The 16448-nt window shown below is 64.0% G+C and carries 17 protein-coding genes; 12 read left to right on the top strand and 5 right to left on the bottom strand.

The window, feature by feature from the left end; all coding sequences use genetic code 11:
• Nucleotides 1–88: 88 nt before the first annotated feature.
• The 3 genes from J3D46_RS06960 to J3D46_RS06950 all read left to right on the top strand — a co-directional run bounded on the left by J3D46_RS06960 (nt 89) and on the right by J3D46_RS06950 (nt 4759).
• Nucleotides 89–1333: a molybdopterin molybdotransferase MoeA gene (locus J3D46_RS06960; RefSeq protein WP_253465943.1), complete on the top strand. Its 1245-nt coding sequence runs from the start codon at nt 89–91 to the stop codon at nt 1331–1333.
• Nucleotides 1334–1477: 144 nt separating this feature from the next.
• Nucleotides 1478–2284 carry an IclR family transcriptional regulator gene (locus tag J3D46_RS06955; protein WP_231338869.1) on the top strand — a complete coding sequence of 269 codons (807 nt, stop codon included), beginning with the start codon at nt 1478–1480 and terminating at the stop codon, nt 2282–2284.
• A 453-nt stretch (nt 2285–2737) separates the two neighbouring features.
• On the top strand, nt 2738–4759 hold the full coding sequence (locus J3D46_RS06950; protein ID WP_231338868.1) for a BCCT family transporter: 2022 nt from the start codon (nt 2738–2740) through the stop codon (nt 4757–4759).
• A 344-nt stretch (nt 4760–5103) separates the two neighbouring features.
• Here J3D46_RS06950 and J3D46_RS06945 read toward each other — a convergent pair whose 3' ends face one another.
• Nucleotides 5104–5790, bottom strand: coding sequence for a fasciclin domain-containing protein (locus J3D46_RS06945; protein WP_231338866.1), 687 nt, complete (start codon nt 5788–5790; stop codon nt 5104–5106).
• A 206-nt stretch (nt 5791–5996) separates the two neighbouring features.
• On the bottom strand, nt 5997–6371 hold the full coding sequence (locus tag J3D46_RS06940) for a VOC family protein (protein ID WP_253465940.1): 375 nt from the start codon (nt 6369–6371) through the stop codon (nt 5997–5999).
• 207 nt (nt 6372–6578) lie between these two features.
• Between J3D46_RS06940 and J3D46_RS06935 the strand changes: the two genes are divergently transcribed.
• Nucleotides 6579–7151: a GNAT family N-acetyltransferase gene (locus J3D46_RS06935; RefSeq protein ID WP_231338864.1), complete on the top strand. Its 573-nt coding sequence runs from the start codon at nt 6579–6581 to the stop codon at nt 7149–7151.
• Here the strand turns inward: J3D46_RS06935 and J3D46_RS06930 are convergent.
• The gene (locus J3D46_RS06930; RefSeq protein ID WP_253465937.1) at nt 7148–7912 is read right to left on the bottom strand and encodes an IclR family transcriptional regulator; all 765 of its coding nucleotides are present in this window, start codon (nt 7910–7912) and stop codon (nt 7148–7150) included. The genes J3D46_RS06935 and J3D46_RS06930 overlap by 4 nt on opposite strands.
• Before the next feature lie 177 nt (nt 7913–8089).
• Here J3D46_RS06930 and J3D46_RS06925 point away from each other — a divergent pair, with 177 nt between their 5' ends.
• Genes J3D46_RS06925 through J3D46_RS06915 form a run of 3 tightly spaced genes read left to right on the top strand, consistent with a single transcriptional unit; the run spans nt 8090 to nt 10723 of the window.
• Nucleotides 8090–8806: a CoA transferase subunit A gene (locus J3D46_RS06925; RefSeq protein ID WP_253465935.1), complete on the top strand. Its 717-nt coding sequence runs from the start codon at nt 8090–8092 to the stop codon at nt 8804–8806.
• A gap of 19 nt (nt 8807–8825) precedes the next feature.
• Nucleotides 8826–9512: a CoA transferase subunit B gene (locus J3D46_RS06920; RefSeq protein ID WP_253465933.1), complete on the top strand. Its 687-nt coding sequence runs from the start codon at nt 8826–8828 to the stop codon at nt 9510–9512.
• A complete protein-coding gene (locus J3D46_RS06915; protein WP_253465931.1) occupies nt 9509–10723 on the top strand; it encodes an acetyl-CoA acetyltransferase in 1215 nt (404 codons plus the stop codon). Before J3D46_RS06920 ends, J3D46_RS06915 begins: the two co-directional genes overlap by 4 nt.
• Here the strand turns inward: J3D46_RS06915 and J3D46_RS06910 are convergent.
• Entirely contained in the window at nt 10720–11397 is a 678-nt protein-coding gene (locus J3D46_RS06910) for an ankyrin repeat domain-containing protein (protein WP_231338859.1), read from the bottom strand. The genes J3D46_RS06915 and J3D46_RS06910 overlap by 4 nt on opposite strands.
• A gap of 80 nt (nt 11398–11477) precedes the next feature.
• Nucleotides 11478–12053 (bottom strand): heme-binding protein, encoded by a 576-nt coding sequence (locus J3D46_RS06905; protein ID WP_231338858.1) that lies wholly within the window; start codon nt 12051–12053, stop codon nt 11478–11480.
• 194 nt (nt 12054–12247) lie between these two features.
• Between J3D46_RS06905 and J3D46_RS06900 the strand changes: the two genes are divergently transcribed.
• From J3D46_RS06900 to J3D46_RS06880, 5 genes are read left to right on the top strand one after another with little or no spacing between them, the layout of a single operon-like run.
• Nucleotides 12248–13414: a sensor histidine kinase gene (locus J3D46_RS06900; RefSeq protein ID WP_253465928.1), complete on the top strand. Its 1167-nt coding sequence runs from the start codon at nt 12248–12250 to the stop codon at nt 13412–13414.
• Nucleotides 13411–14037 carry a response regulator transcription factor gene (locus tag J3D46_RS06895; protein ID WP_253465925.1) on the top strand — a complete coding sequence of 209 codons (627 nt, stop codon included), beginning with the start codon at nt 13411–13413 and terminating at the stop codon, nt 14035–14037. The genes J3D46_RS06900 and J3D46_RS06895 overlap by 4 nt, the downstream gene beginning before the upstream one ends.
• A 26-nt stretch (nt 14038–14063) precedes the next feature.
• The gene (locus J3D46_RS06890; protein WP_231338855.1) at nt 14064–14630 is read left to right on the top strand and encodes an HdeD family acid-resistance protein; all 567 of its coding nucleotides are present in this window, start codon (nt 14064–14066) and stop codon (nt 14628–14630) included.
• 60 nt (nt 14631–14690) lie between these two features.
• Nucleotides 14691–15497 carry an exodeoxyribonuclease III gene (locus J3D46_RS06885; protein WP_231338854.1) on the top strand — a complete coding sequence of 269 codons (807 nt, stop codon included), beginning with the start codon at nt 14691–14693 and terminating at the stop codon, nt 15495–15497.
• 35 nt (nt 15498–15532) lie between these two features.
• Nucleotides 15533–16420: a hypothetical protein gene (locus J3D46_RS06880; RefSeq protein ID WP_231338853.1), complete on the top strand. Its 888-nt coding sequence runs from the start codon at nt 15533–15535 to the stop codon at nt 16418–16420.
• The last annotated feature ends 28 nt before the right edge of the window (nt 16421–16448 follow it).

Genomic DNA, 16448 nt, shown 5'->3' with positions numbered 1-16448 from the left:
CGGGGACTGCGCGGCAAGCATGACGGGAAGGCCGTGCAGTCCCCGGTATCTGCTCTTATCAGCACCACCACATCAGGCAGGGGCATCCATGCTCGCACAAGCAATCTTTACCGACGCTCCCAGTCCCCTGGTTGCGGATGAACGAAGGCATGCCCTGGCTTGGGCCGAAGCCCGGCAGCTGGCCTACGACTGGGCCGGCCCGCTTCCGTCGTCGAACGTCGCCCTCGGCGAAGCGATCGGGCGCACGTTGACCAGCCCCGTCACTGCCCACCAGGACCTGCCCCATTACGCGTCATCGGCCATGGACGGCTGGGCCGTCAATGGCAGCGGTCCGTGGATCGTCACAGAGTCAGGCCGGACGCTCGCCGTCGGTGAAGCCAGTGTTATTGCCACCGGCGGCTTGATTCCATCCGGTGCCACTGCGGTACTCCGCAAGGAGAGTGGAGAGGCCTGCGGGGACGCGCACCTCTCAGTCAGGCACGACACGAAGCCGGGCGAAGCTGCCCCTGGTCGGCACATCCGTCCCGCTGGTGAAGAAGCCTCCGCGGGTGAAGTCCTCATACCCGCAGGAACGGTCCTCAATCCAGCCCACATTGCCCTCGCCGCTGTGGCTGGACACGATCACCTGCCGGTACAGCGCAAGCCGAGGGTCGCCGTCGTACTTACCGGATCGGAGGTGGTGACCTCAGGTGAGCCTGTGCCGGGACGGGTCCGCGACGCATTCGGGCCGCAGCTCGATGCCGTCATTTCGCAATTGGGTGGGACGCCCGGGGGCCAGCTCAGGATTGGCGATTCGTACGAAGAGTGGCTTTCAGCCCTGGGCTGCGCCCCTGATGGACCGCGGCCGGACGTGACCATTACTACCGGCGGAACCGGGAAATCGGGGACAGACCACTTCCGCGACGCCGTTGCGGCACTCGGTGGGCGCCTCATCCTGGACGGGATTGCCATGCGGCCGGGCCATCCGGCAGTGTTGGCGGAACTTCCTGATGGCCGTTTCGTCATCGGATTACCGGGAAACCCGCTGGCCGCCATGATGGCCCTGATGACCCTCGGTGAACCCCTCTTCGCCGCTTTGGGCAGCCGTTCCTTCCAACCGGCCGCGCAGATGGTCTCCGGGGCGGACCTTGACCCCGCCCCCGGAAGCACCCGTCTCATACCGTGCACCCTGATCCACGGCCTCGTGTTCCCCGCCTCCCACACTGGGCCCGGGATGATGCGTGGGCTTTCATGGGCGGACGCATACATGGCTGTCCCTCCGGAGGGCGTGGCAGCCGGCTCTCCAGTACCCGTCCTGCCGTTGCCGTGGACAGACCTCCAGCAGCCCCGCTGACCAGCGGTCCGTTGACCATCGCGGGTTCCCTCGGTGTGAAAGGGTCCGTGCAAAACTCCGTCTAGGATGAGGACAGACTAGGGGTGCAGGCCGGACAGAGCGATCAGCCCGGGGCGGCCTGCCTGGACAACGACACGAGGCACCATGGCCGCACGCAACAACCCGGACATCGACAAGGACGCAGACGCCCAAGGCGGCGGCGTCCAATCTGTGGACCGCGCGCTCCAGATCCTGGAAATCCTGGCTCGCCAAGGTGATGCCGGAGTCAGTGAAATCGCCGAAGAAATGGGCGTCCATAAATCCACCGTGTCCAGGCTGGTGGGCTCCTTGGTCAACCGCGACATCGTCCGGCAGAACAGTGAACGCGGCAAGTACCAGCTGGGCTTTGGGATCCTCCGCCTGGCCTCTTCCATCCCCGGCCGGCTCAGTGTGGTGCATGAGGCACGCGGAGTCCTGGAGGCGCTGGCGGCCGAATACAAGGAGACCGTCAACCTGGCCGTGCTGAGGTCGAACTACGCGGTAAACGTGGACCAGGCGATGGGACCGTCGACGCTTGCCACCTACGACTGGGTCGGCAGCCTGACACCCCTGCACGCCACGTCCAGCGGCAAGGTTCTTCTTGCTGCACTGACGGCCGACGAGAGAAGCCAGGTCCTCAAAACGGTGGGCCTGCCCGCGCGTACGCCCCGCACCGTGACGAACCGTGGAGAGCTGGAAAAGCAGCTGCTGGACGTGGCCCGCAGAGGGTATGCCACAGTGCACGAAGAGTTCGAAATCGGCCTCACGGCCGTTGCCGTGCCCATCTACAACCACGCGGGAAGCGTCATTGCCGCGGTGAGCATTTCCGGCCCCGCGTTCCGCTTCTCACCCGAGGACCAGCCAGGACTCATTGACGGTCTCCGCGAGGCCGGGCTGACCATCAGCGACCGAATGGGCTACAGGCGCCGCTAGCGCGACCACGCATCGGCCAACACTCCGGGATGGCGTTCGCCGGCATAACGCCCGCTGCTCCAAGCACCCCAAGGTGACGCGCTATTTGCAACGTCATCCATGATACGCAACGCGTATGCTTCCAGCCAATTGATATATCAATCTGCCGTTAAAGAGTGAAAATCCCTTGACTTTGGATGTGACGGAGAGCACTCTGTTGCATAGTGCGGATGTTGTTGATTCCTGCGGAACACGCTTTCGGAGCGCGGAAGGACGATTCAACCGCCCCCGCCCCACGAACCAGAAGAGGTGCATCATCGCTATCGCCTGCCCGCTCCGTGACCGCGCACTCGGGGAGGCGCCACGGCCCGCCATGACCATCGGATCGGAGGAAGACCCAACCTTCCCACCAGTCCATTCACCAAGGCCTCGTAGAAATGCAGGCTCATGACACGCCGAGCAAAGGACCCGCTCATGGCTATAAACAGTGACACAAAACCGCTAACACCCGACGAATTACCTGCCAATGATCACGTGGCAGGTACCCCGGCCGCAGCCAGCCCCGCCCACGCGGAGAACCCTGAAGCAGTCATCAGCGTCTCCCCCGACGACACCAACTTGGCCGCCCTCAACGCTGAGGACGGAGGCGCAGAGCCCCTCTCCGATTCTGTAGAACACGAACAGATCATGGAAGAGCTGCGCCATGCCAAGACCGAGCAGGCCGTTTCGGCCCGCCGGAACCGCAAACTTACCCTCGACAAAGTCACCTTCGGGATCACGGGCGCCATCGCCGTCGCCTTCGTGGTCTGGGGCTTTGTTGGAAGGGACAGCCTTTCTGAAACTTCGAAAGGTGCCCTCAACTGGGTCATGGAATACACGGGCTGGCTCTTCATGGTCCTCGCCTCGTTGTTCGTGATCTTCGTCCTCTGGCTCGCACTCGGAAAATTCGGCAACATCCCGCTGGGCAAGGACGGCGAGAAGCCCGAATTCCGCACCATCTCCTGGGTGGCCATGATGTTCGCCGCCGGCATGGGCATCGGGCTCATGTTCTATGGCGTGGCTGAACCGCTGTACCACTACATCTCGCCACCACCAGGAACAGTGGACGGCCGCACACCGGCAGCCATCCAGACTGCCATGGCCACCTCCATCTTCCACTGGACCCTGCACCCTTGGGCCATGTACGCAGTAGTCGGCATCGCCATGGCTTACGGCACCTACCGTCTGGGCCGCAAGCAACTGGTTTCCGCGGCCTTCACCTCGCTCTTTGGCATCCGCATGGTGGAAGGGCCGCTCGGCAAGTTCATCAACATCCTGGCCATCTTCGCCACGCTTTTCGGAACTGCCGCCTCGCTGGGCCTCGGTGCCCTCCAGATCGGTAGCGGCATGACGTCCAACGGCTGGCTGGGCGAGATCGGCACTCCCGTGCTGGTGGTCATCGTCGCGATCCTGACCTTCTGCTTCGTGGCATCAGCCGTTTCAGGCATCAGCCGCGGCATCCAGTGGCTGTCCAACATCAACATGGTCCTGGCCGTTGTCCTCGCTCTCATTGTGTTCGTGGCCGGGCCGACACTGTTCATCCTCAACCTGATCCCCTCCGCCGTGGGTGACTACGCCCGGGATTTGGCTGAAATGTCCTCCCGCACCGAGGCCGTGGGAGATGACTCCCTGCGCAGCTGGATGACCAGCTGGACCATCTTCTACTGGGCCTGGTGGATCTCCTGGACGCCCTTCGTGGGAATGTTCATCGCCCGCATCAGCCGTGGACGCACCATCCGCCAGTTCGTCACCGGCGTGCTGCTGGTGCCGAGCGTAGTCAGCGTGATCTGGTTCGGGATCTTCGGCGGTGCCGCCTTCCACGTTCAGCAGGAGGCGGACAAGGCCGGAACTCCCGGGCTGGTGACCATGGTGGACGGCGCCCCCTCCATCAACTTCGACGGCGCCCTCTTCGACTTGGTAAAGAACCTGGGCATGCCCGGCTGGCTGACCGCAGCCGTCATTGTCCTGGCCATGGTCCTGGTGGCGATCTTCTTCGTCACCGGTGCCGACGCGGCTTCCATCGTGATGGGATCCCTCAGCTCCAATGGTGCTGAGCACCCGCGTCGAGGAGTCGTGATCTTCTGGGGAAGCCTCACCGGTGCAGTGGCAGCGGTCATGCTGCTTGCAGGCGGCGATAAACCCTCGGAAGCGTTGTCCGGGCTGCAAAGAGTGACCATTGTGGCTGCCCTGCCTTTTGTGATCGTCATGCTGCTGCTCTGTTTCGCCTTGGTCAAGGACCTTCGCCGCGATCCCCTGCAATTGCATAAACGCCTGGCCACCTCGGTGGTGGAACGAGCCATCCGGACCGGGGTGGAACAACACGGCGGCGTTCAGTTCGACCTCGTCACCAGGCACGATTGCGCCGAAAAGTGCACGGAATCCGATTGCGCCGGGGGAACACCGACGGGAACCATCCCCCTGGTTGGCAAACCACCTCAGGACCCAGACACCAAGTAACCCGGTTTCCGGCCAACACCCATTCACGCATCAGGAAGGTCCACCATGCCCAACACGTCTGCCCCAGGCACCCTCCGCCTCAACACCCAGGCAAGTCGCAATGCCCGAGCCAGCGAGGATGTGAGCCTCACCTTGGACTTATCCAAGCCAATGACAGTCCGGATTGAGGTTGACCACTGCCCGTGTGGATCGGAACACAACAGGGCCGGCTCGTACGTCGACAGTGACTTCGGCCGCTAGGCCTCACCACAACACTCCGCAACACAACAAAGCAGGCGCCGGATCCCGGCGCCTGCTTTGTTGTTGCTACTGCTTTGTTGTTGCTACTGCCAAAACCCTAAGGCTTATTTGGGCATCAGCACCGAGTCGATCAGGTAAACCGTCGCGTTGGCAGTCTGGACGCCACCGCAGATCACGTTGGCTCCGCCGTCAACCGTGAGGGCATCCTTGGTGCCGGCAACCGTCACTTCGCCACCCTGGACAGTCTTGTGGGTGCCGACGATCTGGTCCGGGGTCAGCTGACCGGGGACTACGTGGTAGGTGAGAATCTTGCTCAGCAGGGCATCGTCCGTCTTGAGCGTCTCGATTGTTGCGGGGTCGATCTTGGCGAAGGCATCGTCAACCGGTGCGAACACCGTGAATTCGCTGCCGTTCAGGGTGGAAACCAGGTCCACCTTGGGGTTGAGCTTGCCTGACACAGCGGCGGTCAGGGTCTTGAGCAGCGGGTTGTTCGATGCTGCTACGGCTACCGGGTCCTGGGCCATGCCCATGACCGAACCGGCACCGTCCGGAACCTGTGCGGCGTAACCGGCGCAGCCGGGGCCCACAAGGTTAGCGGCCGGATCCATGGCGGCGCTGCTCATGGAGGCCGACGGCGAAGCAGACGGCATGGCCGACGACGACTCCGGCGCGGAGGACGGAGCTGCCGACGAGGATGAAGGTGTGCTCGAACCACCACAGGCAGTGAGTCCGAGAAGGGCGGCTGCAGTGAGGCCAACGAAGGCGAGGGCGGGGCGCTTTGTGGACAACATGTCATTCTCCTTGTTTTTGGAACCAGGGCGTTGGATCCATCGGGTGGTGGGACACGGGCTGCAGGTGCGGCTTTTGCTACACCGGCGGTTTGTGTCTCACCAGCTATTCGGAGGATGGGACGGGGTGGATGGGTCCGGATTGAAAAAGTTTTTTAAACCAGCGATACCCACCCCACCGCGGCCCCTCGACAGCCGCCGCTCCGCCTTTAGAAGTACGGCTTGGTGATCAGCTCCAGCGCGTGACCGGCGGGGTCTTTGAAATACACGCCGCGGCCGCCGTGTTCGGTGTTTGTCTCGCCCGGGCGGGTCATCTGCGGATCCGCCCAATGTTCGACGCCGGCACTCACCAGACGCTCATAGGCGCGGTCGAAGTGCTGGTCATCAACCAGGAATGCGTAGTGCTGCATCTGGATCTCGACCGGCGGCTCGGCGAATTGCAGCATCACCCCGCCGTCCAGCGTGAGGTTGGTGAAGGGCCCCCAGCCTGGGGCTTCCTCAGCTTCAAGGATGGAACGATAGAACTCGGCTGACGCCGTGCGGTCGAGGGACGCGATGATGGTGTGGTTGAACAACGCGGGCATGCGGAACTCCTTTGTATGCGGGGTTATGTCGATGGGCTGAAGGGTTCATCGATCCACAAGGAGGCGCCCGCGGGGCAACACCACGGTGGGCGCCGCAGCGCGTCAGAGGTCGGCCGGGTAGCCGATCCGTGCAGGGCAGAAGCCCGATCCGGTCATCACGTCCGCAAGTCTAGCTGAGGGGCTCAACCCAATGACAAGATGGGCGCCATGGCAATCGAAGTGCGGCCCGCGACGGTGTTCGATGACGTGAAAGCCCTTGTTGGGCCCAAGAGCCCCGACTCCAATGTGTGTTGGTGCCTGAGTTACAGGATCCCCTCCAAACTCAACCAAGAACTCCAGAGGCAGGACCGTGGAAAGTTCGTGAAGAAGCTGGTGGCCGAGGACCCTCCTCCCGGCGTTTTGGCGTACGACGGCGACGAAGTGGTGGGGTGGGCAGCTGTCCACCCCCGCGCGGACACCACTTTCGCGAAGAACCGGAAGATCCCCCACGTTGACGACGCCGAGGTGTGGTCGGTCTGGTGCATCCGCGTCAGGCCCGGGCATCGCGGCAAAGGCATCTCCCATGAACTCCTGCGCGGCGCCATCGACTTCGCCAAGAGCCACGGCGCCCCGGCCATCGAGGGCTATCCCGTGGACAATAAGGGCGGCAAGGTTGATCTGACCATGGCCTACGTAGGCACGCGGAAGCTCTTCGAGAAGGCAGGTTTCAAGAAGGTAGCTGAGACGACCTCCGTGCTCAACGGTTTCCCCCGGGTGCTGATGCGCCTGGACCTCAGCTAGCCGCCCTGCAACCGGGCCGTCATTCGGTGCGCCTCCTCGAGCAACAGCTTGCCGAGGAATTCCTGGCGGTCCGGACGGAACCGGGGTTCAATTCCCGTCAAGGAAAGTGCCCAGGCCGGCCGGCCTTGCTGGTCAAAGACGGCGGCGCCCATCCCCCAACTGCCTTCCAGGATCAGCCCGGGATTAACGGAAAAGCCCGCCAGCCGGGTCTGAGAAAGGTTACTCCGCACCACGTCCGCAGGATGCCCTCCAGCAAAGTCGCCCGCATGCGACGGCCAATCCGCCAGCAGCGACTCCTGTTCTTCGGAAGACAGGAAAGCCATGATGGCTGTGCCCGCTGACGCCACTCCCAGCGGGAAACGCACACCTTCGTGGAGTACGAATGAACGCACCGGAAACGAGCCCTCTTCCCGCAGGACACATACGGTTTCGTTCCCGCGGCGGATGGAGAAGAACGCGCTCTCGCCCGTCTCCGCAGCGAGCCTGCGCAGGGACGGCCGGGCAATGTCCTCCATGGGAAAGCGAGCCGCGGCCACCGATCCCAGCAGGAAGATCTCCGGTCCCAATACCCACTTTCCGGAGGCGGAATCATGTTCCAGCAAACCCTCTGCGGCCAAGGACGTCAGCAGCCGGTGAACCGTTGGCCTGGTCAGCCCGGATTCGCGCACCAAGCCCGCCAACGACGTGCCCTCGGGCTTCCGACCCACCAGGCGCAGTAACAAGGCCACTCGGCCCACTACTTGGGCTCCTTGTACTGCCACGGCATCCTCCTGGAGAATTCATCCACAATATGGACACCTTCTAGCGTAGCGTCCACACCGTGAGTAGCCAACACCATTGATCGTTGACCACCCACCCGAAGAAACCTAGGCTCCAGTACAGAGGCAACGAGTCCACAAAGTGGATACCATCCAGCCACACTCAACGAGGAGTCCAGAATGTCCATAATCCACGCGAGCGCAGCCCAGGCGCTCCATGACCTGATGGCAGACGGCATGATCATCGCCGTCGGCGGTTTTGGCCTGAGCGGCATCCCCGCAGACCTGATCGACGCCGTCCAGGAGTCGGGCGCCAAGGACCTCACCATCGTCTCGAATAACATGGGCGTGGACGGCAAGGGCCTGGGCGTCCTGATTGAGGCGGGCCAGGTCCGGAAGGTCATCGCGTCCTATGTCGGCGAGAACAAGCTTTTCGCCGAGCAATACCTGGCCGGGCAGCTCGAGGTCGAGTTCACGCCGCAGGGGACGCTGGCCGAGCGCCTCCGCGCCGGTGGCGCAGGCATCCCTGCCTTCTACACGCGGACGGGTGTGGGCACCTTGGTTGCCGAAGGCAAGCCTCTGGAAGAGTTCGACGGCGTCACGTACGTCCGCGAGCGCGCCATCACCGCCGACGTCGCGCTGGTCCATGCCCACACGGCAGATACAGACGGCAACCTGATTTACCGCTATACCGCACGGAACTTCAACCCCGTGGTCGCCACCGCAGGCAAGGTGACCATCGCCGAGGCCGAAGTCATTGTGCAGCCGGGCGGGCTGGACCCCAACCACATCGTCACCCCGGGCGTCTACGTCCAACGGCTGGTGCAGGCGACCGATCGCGTCAAAGACATCGAACAGCGTACGGTCCGGTCGCGACGCGAATCCCTCACGGTTTAGAAACAAAGGAGCATTCACCATGGCATGGACACGCGACCAGATGGCCGCCATCGCGGCCGAAGAATTGAACGACGGCGACTACGTCAACCTCGGCATCGGCATCCCCACGCTGGTGGCCAACAACCTGCCCGACGGCGTGCGGGTGGTTCTCCAGAGCGAGAACGGCCTGCTCGGCATGGGCCCCTTCCCCTATGAAGGGGACGAAGACGCCGACCTTATTAACGCAGGCAAGCAGACCGTCACTATCACCCCCGGCGGGAGCATCTTCGATTCCGCAACGTCGTTCGGCATGATCCGCGGCGGGCACGTGAAGGTGGCCATTCTGGGTGCCATGCAGGTCTCCGGCTCCGGCGACCTCGCCAACTGGACCATCCCCGGCAAGATGGTCAAGGGAATGGGCGGAGCCATGGACTTAGTGGCCGGGACACCGCGCGTCGTGGTCCTCACAGAGCACAATGCCAAGGACGGCACGGCCAAGATCGTCAGCGAATGCACCCTGCCCTTGACCGGGCTCGGATGCGTTGACCGGATCATCACGGACCTCGCCGTTTTCGATATCGAAGAAACGCACGACGGCGGCACCCGCCTTCTGCTGACCCGCCTCGCGCCCGGCGTCACGGTGGAGGAGATCCGCAGCAAGACGGACGCGGAGTTCGCGGAAGCGCACACGTCTGAAGAACACACGCTTGAAGGAGCCAACGCATGAGCCTGAAAGACCAGTTCGGCAAGGACATCCTGCTCACGGGATGGGGACACAGCAAGTTCGGCAAGCTGACGGACGACACCCTGGAATCACTAATTGTCCAGGTTGCGGGGGAAGCAATCAGCAACTCCGGGCTCGACCCCAAGGACATCGACGAGATCTACCTGGGCCAGTTCAATTCCGGCATGCAGCCCCTGGGATTCACGTCGTCCCTGGCGCTCCAACTCTCAGCGGACCTGGGCAATGTCCCGGCCACCCGCACTGAGAACGCCTGCGCTTCAGGATCCGCGGCGTTCCAGCAGGGCGTGAAAGCAGTGCTCGCCGGAACAGCACGCAACGTTTTGGTGATCGGCGCAGAGAAAATGACCGACGCCGGCGCAGATGTGGTGGGAGCAGCCCTCCTCGGTGCTTCGTATGAAATGGCCGGCAAGGCATCCAGCACCGGATTCACGGGCTTGTTCGCAGAGGTGGCCAAGCATTACGGGAAGCGCTACGGGTCCAGCATCGACGCTGAAAAGTACCCCGGTGGCCTCGGCGACATCCTCGGTTCCATCGCCGCCAAGAACCACCACAACGGCATGGACAACCCGTACGCCCAGATGCACCGCGACTTCGGCGTAGAGTTCTGCCGGACTATTTCCGACAAGAACCCCATGGTGGCCGAGCCCTTGCGCCGCACGGACTGTTCGCCGGTATCGGACGGTGCCGCCGCCGTCGTGCTCTCAACGTCGGCAACCGGGGGCGCAACCGCACCTGTGCGCTTGGCTGGTTTTGGCCACGCGAACGACTTTTTCCCGGCAGAGAAGCGCGATCCCACCGAATTCGCCTCCACCAGGGCGTCGTGGGAGCGCGCCTTCACCATGGCGGGCGTCGGCATCGAGGGGTTGGATTTCGCCGAGGTGCACGACTGCTTCACCATCGCCGAGCTCATCATGTACGAGGCCATGGGGCTGACACCGCGCGGCGAAGGCAGCCGTGCCGTCCAGGAGGGTTGGGTCTACAAGGACGGCAAGCTGCCCATCAACGTTTCCGGCGGCCTGAAAGCGAAGGGCCACCCCGTCGGCGCCACAGGTGTCTCGCAGCACGTCATCTCGGCCATGCAACTGAGCGGAACCGCAGGGGACATGCAACTGCCCAACGCGCGCCGCGGTGCCGTGCAGAACATGGGCGGCGTGGGCATCGCGAACTACGTGAGCGTGCTGGAGTCTGTCTAACCCCGGATCAGCGCCGCGATCTCCGCAAACCCGAGCCGCTCTGCGTTCTGCAGGGCGGTTCGGCCTTGGGGGTCACGGATATCCGGGTTGGCTCCCGCAGCGAGGAGCTGCCGGACCACGTCCTGCTGGTTGGGTCCGCCGTTGTTGAGCAGGATGGCTTCCTGCATGGCGGTCCATCCCAGGTTGTTCACGTGGTCCACAGGAACGCCCGCCGCGATGAGGATGCGCACAGTGTCCGTGTGCCCGTGTTCGCTCGCCGGGATCAGGGCAGTGCCGCCGTATCGGTTGATGCTGCGAACATCCGCCCCGGCACCCAACGTCAGCTGAAGGACCTCGTTGAATCCTTCGGCTCCCGCGTAGAGGAACGCTGAGTCCTGGATGTCATCCTTCGCGTTGACGTTGCCACCGGCCGCGATCAGTTCACGGACCTTCACAACATCGTTGGCTTTCGCGGCGAGGATCAGGAGACGGTCGGTTTTGATCTGGGCCTCCGGTGACAGTTGGGGCGGCGCGGCAGCCGACGACGCCGGGCCAGGGCCCACGCTCGACGGTGCGGCTGAGGTGGGAGCTGCTTGAGTCGGGCTCGGGCTGGAAGGCTGCGCGCCGGACGGCGGGGCTGTCGCCGTCGTACATCCGGACAGCAGCGCGAGCACCAGCAATCCCGCCCCAACCACGGGAGTTTTTGTACAGAAAACGCCCCTAAAACGCTTCCATAAGGGCGGTATCTGTACAAAAACTCCACGAGGATTCATGGCTACTTCGCTGCCACGGCCAAGGCCTCAGCGCCGGCGGTGGCGCAGGCTTCGTCCAGGGCACCGTCCGGTGCTCCACCCACGCCGATGCCGGCCACCGAAACACCGTTGACCTTCAGCGGGACGCCACCGGCCAGGAACAGGGTGCCGGGGAGGTCGGCAATCGAGGGTCCGTTGCCATTGATGCGCTTGGCCAGTTCACTGGTGGGAGCACCGAACGCAGCCGCCGTGTACGCCTTCTGCTTGGCCGCCTCAATGGTGTGCTCGGCGGCGTTGTCACCACGGAGGAGCGCCTGAACGGTGCCGAACCGGTCCACCAGGGCCACTGTCACGAAAGGCAGTTTGTCAGCCTGGCACTTGGCGAGCGCGGCGTTCACGGCCTTGCTCGAAGCTCCCACGGTGATGCGGTTCTGGGCCACGACGTTCTCCGGTGCAGGCTGAACGTCGGCTGCGACCTTGACGGGGGCGGCAACCGGCGCGGCGGCAGGCGCAACGGCATTGGCCACGGCTGTAACACCGCCGGTAAGCAACAGTGCTCCGGCTGCGGCGGCGGCAATCATCTTGTTGGACTTCTTCACAGAGTTCTCCTCGTAGTAAGCATCGGGTACATCTCCATGCTCCCGGGACGGAACCGCTGCGGCATCGGCCCGAAGCAGGCCACGGCCTCATACCTTCCGCCAGCGGTATCAGCCAAAAGGTGGAGAGACCAATGAACGCGGGGCATCTAGCATGGGAAGAACGCCCTCTACAGAATCGGAAACGGGAACCACGCATGCCAGCAGCCGCGCCACGGCCGGACACAAGCAGCCGGATCGACGGCCGCATCGACGCCGTCGTGCACTCGGGCTTTGCCGTCCTGATGGTCGCTTCGGCGGTCCGCTACGTCATGCGGCACTCCCCCGCGGACAACCTCTGGACCGTGGCGTTGGCAGCAGCAGTCTGTGCGCTGTACACCGTGACCGCGCTCCTGGCCCATCGGCGGCAACCCGGCGAACGCAGGCACCAGCTGTGGTTGGCATGGATGATCGCTTTGGTTGCAGCGTGGGCCGCGTTGGTGGTGGTCGCCCCGAGCTTCGCGTGGTGTTCCTTCGCCATCTTCTTCCTCACCCGGACGGCCTTCCGCGGGCCGGCCGCGTATGTGGCGGGCGGCGCAACAGTGGCCGCCACCGCCGTCGGACTCTTCCGGATGAGCGAGTGGACGGACGTTGCCATGCTCCTGGGCCCGCTCGCCGCCGGTGCCATGCTCACGTTGATCTATGACAAGGTCGAGCGCGGCCAGGAGCAGCTTGCCGTAAGCGAACGGGAGGCCGGCATCGCCGCGGAACGCGAGCGTGTTTCCCGCGAAATCCACGACACCGTCACCCAAGGCCTGGCTAGCAGCCTGCTCCTCCTGGAGGCAGCACAGCGGTCCTGGCCCGATGCCGCGAACCCTGACGTGCGCAAGGCAACCGATGTGCTGCGACGAAACCTCGCCGACACCCGCAGCCTGGTTCACGAACTCTCCGCCCCGGGCCTGGAGGCCGCGCCCCTCCCCGAGGCGCTGGAACATGCGGCCCGTCAGTACGTCGATGCCATCCGGGTCCAAGTCACCGGAGACCCGAGGCTCCTTCCCTCCGAGGTACGGCACGCCCTTCTGCGCGTGACCCAGAGCGCCGCGGCCAACATCAAGCTGCACGCCAGTGCCGACCACGCCAGCGTGACGCTTGGGTACCTTCCGGATGCGGTGACCTTGGACGTATTCGACGACGGTCGCGGCTTTGACCCCGCAGCGCTGCCATCGCCGTCGGAAAAGGGCGGTTACGGGCTGAGGGCCATGCGGCAACGGGTGGAACAGTTGGGCGGAGAATTGTCGGTGGAAAGCGCGCCGGGAGAAGGCACCATTATCGCGGCGCAGCTGCCTGTCAGCCCGCCGGCCAGTTCTTCCAAGGAGGCCCTGTGACCACCATTTCCGTGGTGCTCGTGGACGACCACACCGTAGTCCGGAGCGGACTCAAGGCGCTTCTGGGCACCCAACCTGATATCGCCGTCGTCGGCGAAGCCGCATCCGGTGAGGAAGCGCTCGAAGTGGCCCAGCAGCACGCACCCGACGTCGTCCTCATGGACCTTGCCATGGGCGCAGGGATGGACGGCATCGAAGCCATCAAACAGCTCCGCCAGCGCAGACCCAAGCAGGCAGTCATCGTGTTCACCACCTATGACTCCGATGCCGATATCGTCCGTGCCGTGGACGCAGGGGCCATGGGCTATTTGCTCAAGGACGCGGCGCCGGCAGAGATCTTCGCAGCGGTCCGTGGCGCTGTGGAGGGTAAGAGCGTGATGAGCGCGCCAGTGGCCTCGCGCCTGTTCCAACAGCTTCGAAATCCGGACGAGATCCTCACCCCGCGCGAAGCCGAACTGCTCAGCCTGCTGACCGAGGGCCTCAGCAACCGCGATCTCGGGAAACGCCTGTTCATCTCCGAGGCAACCGTCAAAACCCACCTCGCCCATATCTACGCCAAACTCGGTGTCGAGACACGGGCTGCAGCAATTGCCACCGCTATCCGGCGCGAGGGGATGCGGTAGGACACGTGGTTGGCTACGCTGACCGTATGTCGGACGCAGCGGATCGAAAATTGTTCAAGACCCCGGGAACGGCTTTGATCGTCAGGGGTGTCCTCGCCATCGTTTTTGGCCTGTTAATCCTGGCTTTGCCAAGCGCCACGGCGTTCGTTGTGGTTGTGATGTTCGGGTTCTTCGCGATCATCGACGGCATCACCAGCCTGGCCCATTACTTTTATGACCCCGCGGGCCGGTCACGGTGGTCGATTGCCGGTGGCCTCATCTCGATCGCTGCCGGCATCCTGGCCATCGCCTGGCCCGGGATCACGGCAGCGGCCGTAGGCGTCCTCATCGGGTTGTGGGCCCTGGTGCTCGGGCTCTCACAGATTGTCTTGTCCTTGGCTGCCAGGAACTTCGTCAGCAACTGGGGGCTCTGGTTCCTGACCGGGCTCATCACCACGGTGTTCGGGATTGTGGTGCTGGTGAATCCGGGCCTCGGCTTCCTGGGCGTGGTGTGGATGCTGGCAGGGTTCGCGATCCTGACTGGCCTGCTGCTCATTGCCTCAGGCATCGGGCTGCGCAAACTGGCCGATACCCGGCCGTTGTATGGCCACTAGTATCCCGGTAAAAAGCCGTGAGGGGATGCGCTCAGCGCCAAGTTCGGTAAGTTAGTGGCTGTGAAGATAGCTACCTGGAATGTGAACTCCCTCCGCGCCCGTGCCGACCGCGTTGAAGCCTGGCTTGAGCGCAGCGACTGCGATGTCCTGGCCATCCAGGAAACCAAATGCAAGGACGAGAACTTCCCGTGGGAGCTCTTTGAGCGCATGGGGTACGAGGTTGCACACTTCGGCGTCAACCAGTGGAACGGGGTGGCCATCGCCTCCCGTGTGGGTTTGGACGATGTGGAGCGCACCTTCCTGGACCAGCCGGCATTCGGCAAGGCAGGCAAGGACCCCGCCCAGGAAGCGCGTGCCATTGCAGCCACCTGCGGCGGCATCCGGATCTGGAGCCTCTACGTTCCCAACGGCCGCTCGTTGGACGACGAACACATGCCGTACAAGATCAAGTGGCTCGACGTCTTGCAGGGCCACGCAGCCGAGTGGGTCAAGTCCGACTCGACCGCCCAGATCGCACTTATGGGTGACTGGAACATCGCCCCGTTCGACGACGACGTGTGGGACATCGAGCTGTTCCGCACCAACAACTACACCCACGTCTCCGAACCCGAGCGCGCCGCCTTCCACGCCTTCGAAGCCGCCGGGTTCACCGACGTCGTCCGCCCTTACACTCCCGGCCCCGGCGTTTACACCTACTGGGACTACACGCAGCTGCGTTTCCCCAAGAAGGAAGGCATGCGCATCGACTTCTGCCTCGCGTCCCCGGCGCTGGCATCGCGTGTCACAGGTGCCTCCATCGACCGTGAGGAACGCAAGGGCAAGGGCGCCTCGGACCACGCTCCCGTGATGGTGGAGCTCGCAGACTAAGAACAGCTCACCGCGACGAAAGGGGACGGCTGGACATGACTGGAAACCTGTATCGGGGCCAGGCAGGACTGCCGTTCTCTTCGTCGCTGCGCATTTATGAGCCGCTCGAAGCGTTCCCGCCCGAACAGCAGCGCCAACTCGTGGCGGAGGGCGGCAAGATAGGTTCCCGGGCCGCCGTCGAAAATGCGGAGCTGCAGGCCTCGCTGGGCCGCATCACGCGGTCCGGCGGCGATCCTTTTCCCACCGGGCGAACGGACCTGGTCCGCATGACGCGGGTGCCCGCCGGGCGGCATGCCGCCGGGGCGGATAAAGAAGATCACGACGCCGGTCGGCTGCTTTACTGCCCCAGCCAACTGGTGATTCGGGCCGGCTTGGCGGCGAACGCGCTCATGGACGGTGTGCATAGTCCGCTGGCCGACCTTCTGATTCCGGTCTCTCAAAGGGATAGGCACCAGGTCAGAATCGATCGCATCAATGCCGGGGAAGACGCCAAGCGCGTCCACACCCGGGCGTCAACATGGGGAATCCCGTTCAGTTGGTTCTCGCTCTTTGCCGAGTCGGACCGCAAGGACGTGGTGGAATCCGAGGGGCGCATTCTGACCGTGCGGGTGTGGACTCCCCTGACGGAGGCCCTGGATCGGGCCCGCTTCGCCGTGGCCCACCTGGCCCTGGCCGCGCCGGACCTGGACATGCTGGATGACCTGACGCAGCTGACGGAATGGCTGGAGCTGTTCCACCTTCAGTCGATGGTTGAGCTGGACTATGGAGCCGTGGCCGACAAGGTGTACCCGGACGAGTCGCCCATGGATGTGCGGCTGGGTATCGAGTGCTTGGCTGAGGGCGACATGACCGGAGCGGCCGCTGCCTACCGCCGGCTCGCGTCGCGGTGGATCCCCATCCGGCAGTTGGCGCGCGCTTCCTAGCTTGGCGGGGCTTGAGGCGCCGAAGGGG

It is taken from the genome of Paenarthrobacter sp. A20, assembly GCF_024168825.1.
Classification (GTDB): domain Bacteria; phylum Actinomycetota; class Actinomycetes; order Actinomycetales; family Micrococcaceae; genus Arthrobacter.
Note: the sequence above shows the minus strand (reverse complement) of the source record. Positions and strands in the feature narration are given on the sequence as shown.

What these genes read in the sequence shown, in the direction of transcription:
- J3D46_RS06960 (WP_253465943.1), top strand. Translation starts at nt 89, where the DNA reads ATGCTCGCACAAGCAATCTTTACCGACGCTCCCAGTCCCCTGGTTGCG.
- J3D46_RS06955 (WP_231338869.1), top strand. Translation starts at nt 1,478, where the DNA reads ATGGCCGCACGCAACAACCCGGACATCGACAAGGACGCAGACGCCCAA.
- J3D46_RS06950 (WP_231338868.1), top strand. Translation starts at nt 2,738, where the DNA reads ATGGCTATAAACAGTGACACAAAACCGCTAACACCCGACGAATTACCT.
- J3D46_RS06945 (WP_231338866.1), bottom strand. Translation starts at nt 5,790, where the DNA reads ATGTTGTCCACAAAGCGCCCCGCCCTCGCCTTCGTTGGCCTCACTGCA.
- J3D46_RS06940 (WP_253465940.1), bottom strand. Translation starts at nt 6,371, where the DNA reads ATGCCCGCGTTGTTCAACCACACCATCATCGCGTCCCTCGACCGCACG.
- J3D46_RS06935 (WP_231338864.1), top strand. Translation starts at nt 6,579, where the DNA reads ATGGCAATCGAAGTGCGGCCCGCGACGGTGTTCGATGACGTGAAAGCC.
- J3D46_RS06925 (WP_253465935.1), top strand. Translation starts at nt 8,090, where the DNA reads ATGTCCATAATCCACGCGAGCGCAGCCCAGGCGCTCCATGACCTGATG.
- J3D46_RS06920 (WP_253465933.1), top strand. Translation starts at nt 8,826, where the DNA reads ATGGCATGGACACGCGACCAGATGGCCGCCATCGCGGCCGAAGAATTG.
- J3D46_RS06915 (WP_253465931.1), top strand. Translation starts at nt 9,509, where the DNA reads ATGAGCCTGAAAGACCAGTTCGGCAAGGACATCCTGCTCACGGGATGG.
- J3D46_RS06900 (WP_253465928.1), top strand. Translation starts at nt 12,248, where the DNA reads ATGCCAGCAGCCGCGCCACGGCCGGACACAAGCAGCCGGATCGACGGC.
- J3D46_RS06890 (WP_231338855.1), top strand. Translation starts at nt 14,064, where the DNA reads ATGTCGGACGCAGCGGATCGAAAATTGTTCAAGACCCCGGGAACGGCT.
- J3D46_RS06880 (WP_231338853.1), top strand. Translation starts at nt 15,533, where the DNA reads ATGACTGGAAACCTGTATCGGGGCCAGGCAGGACTGCCGTTCTCTTCG.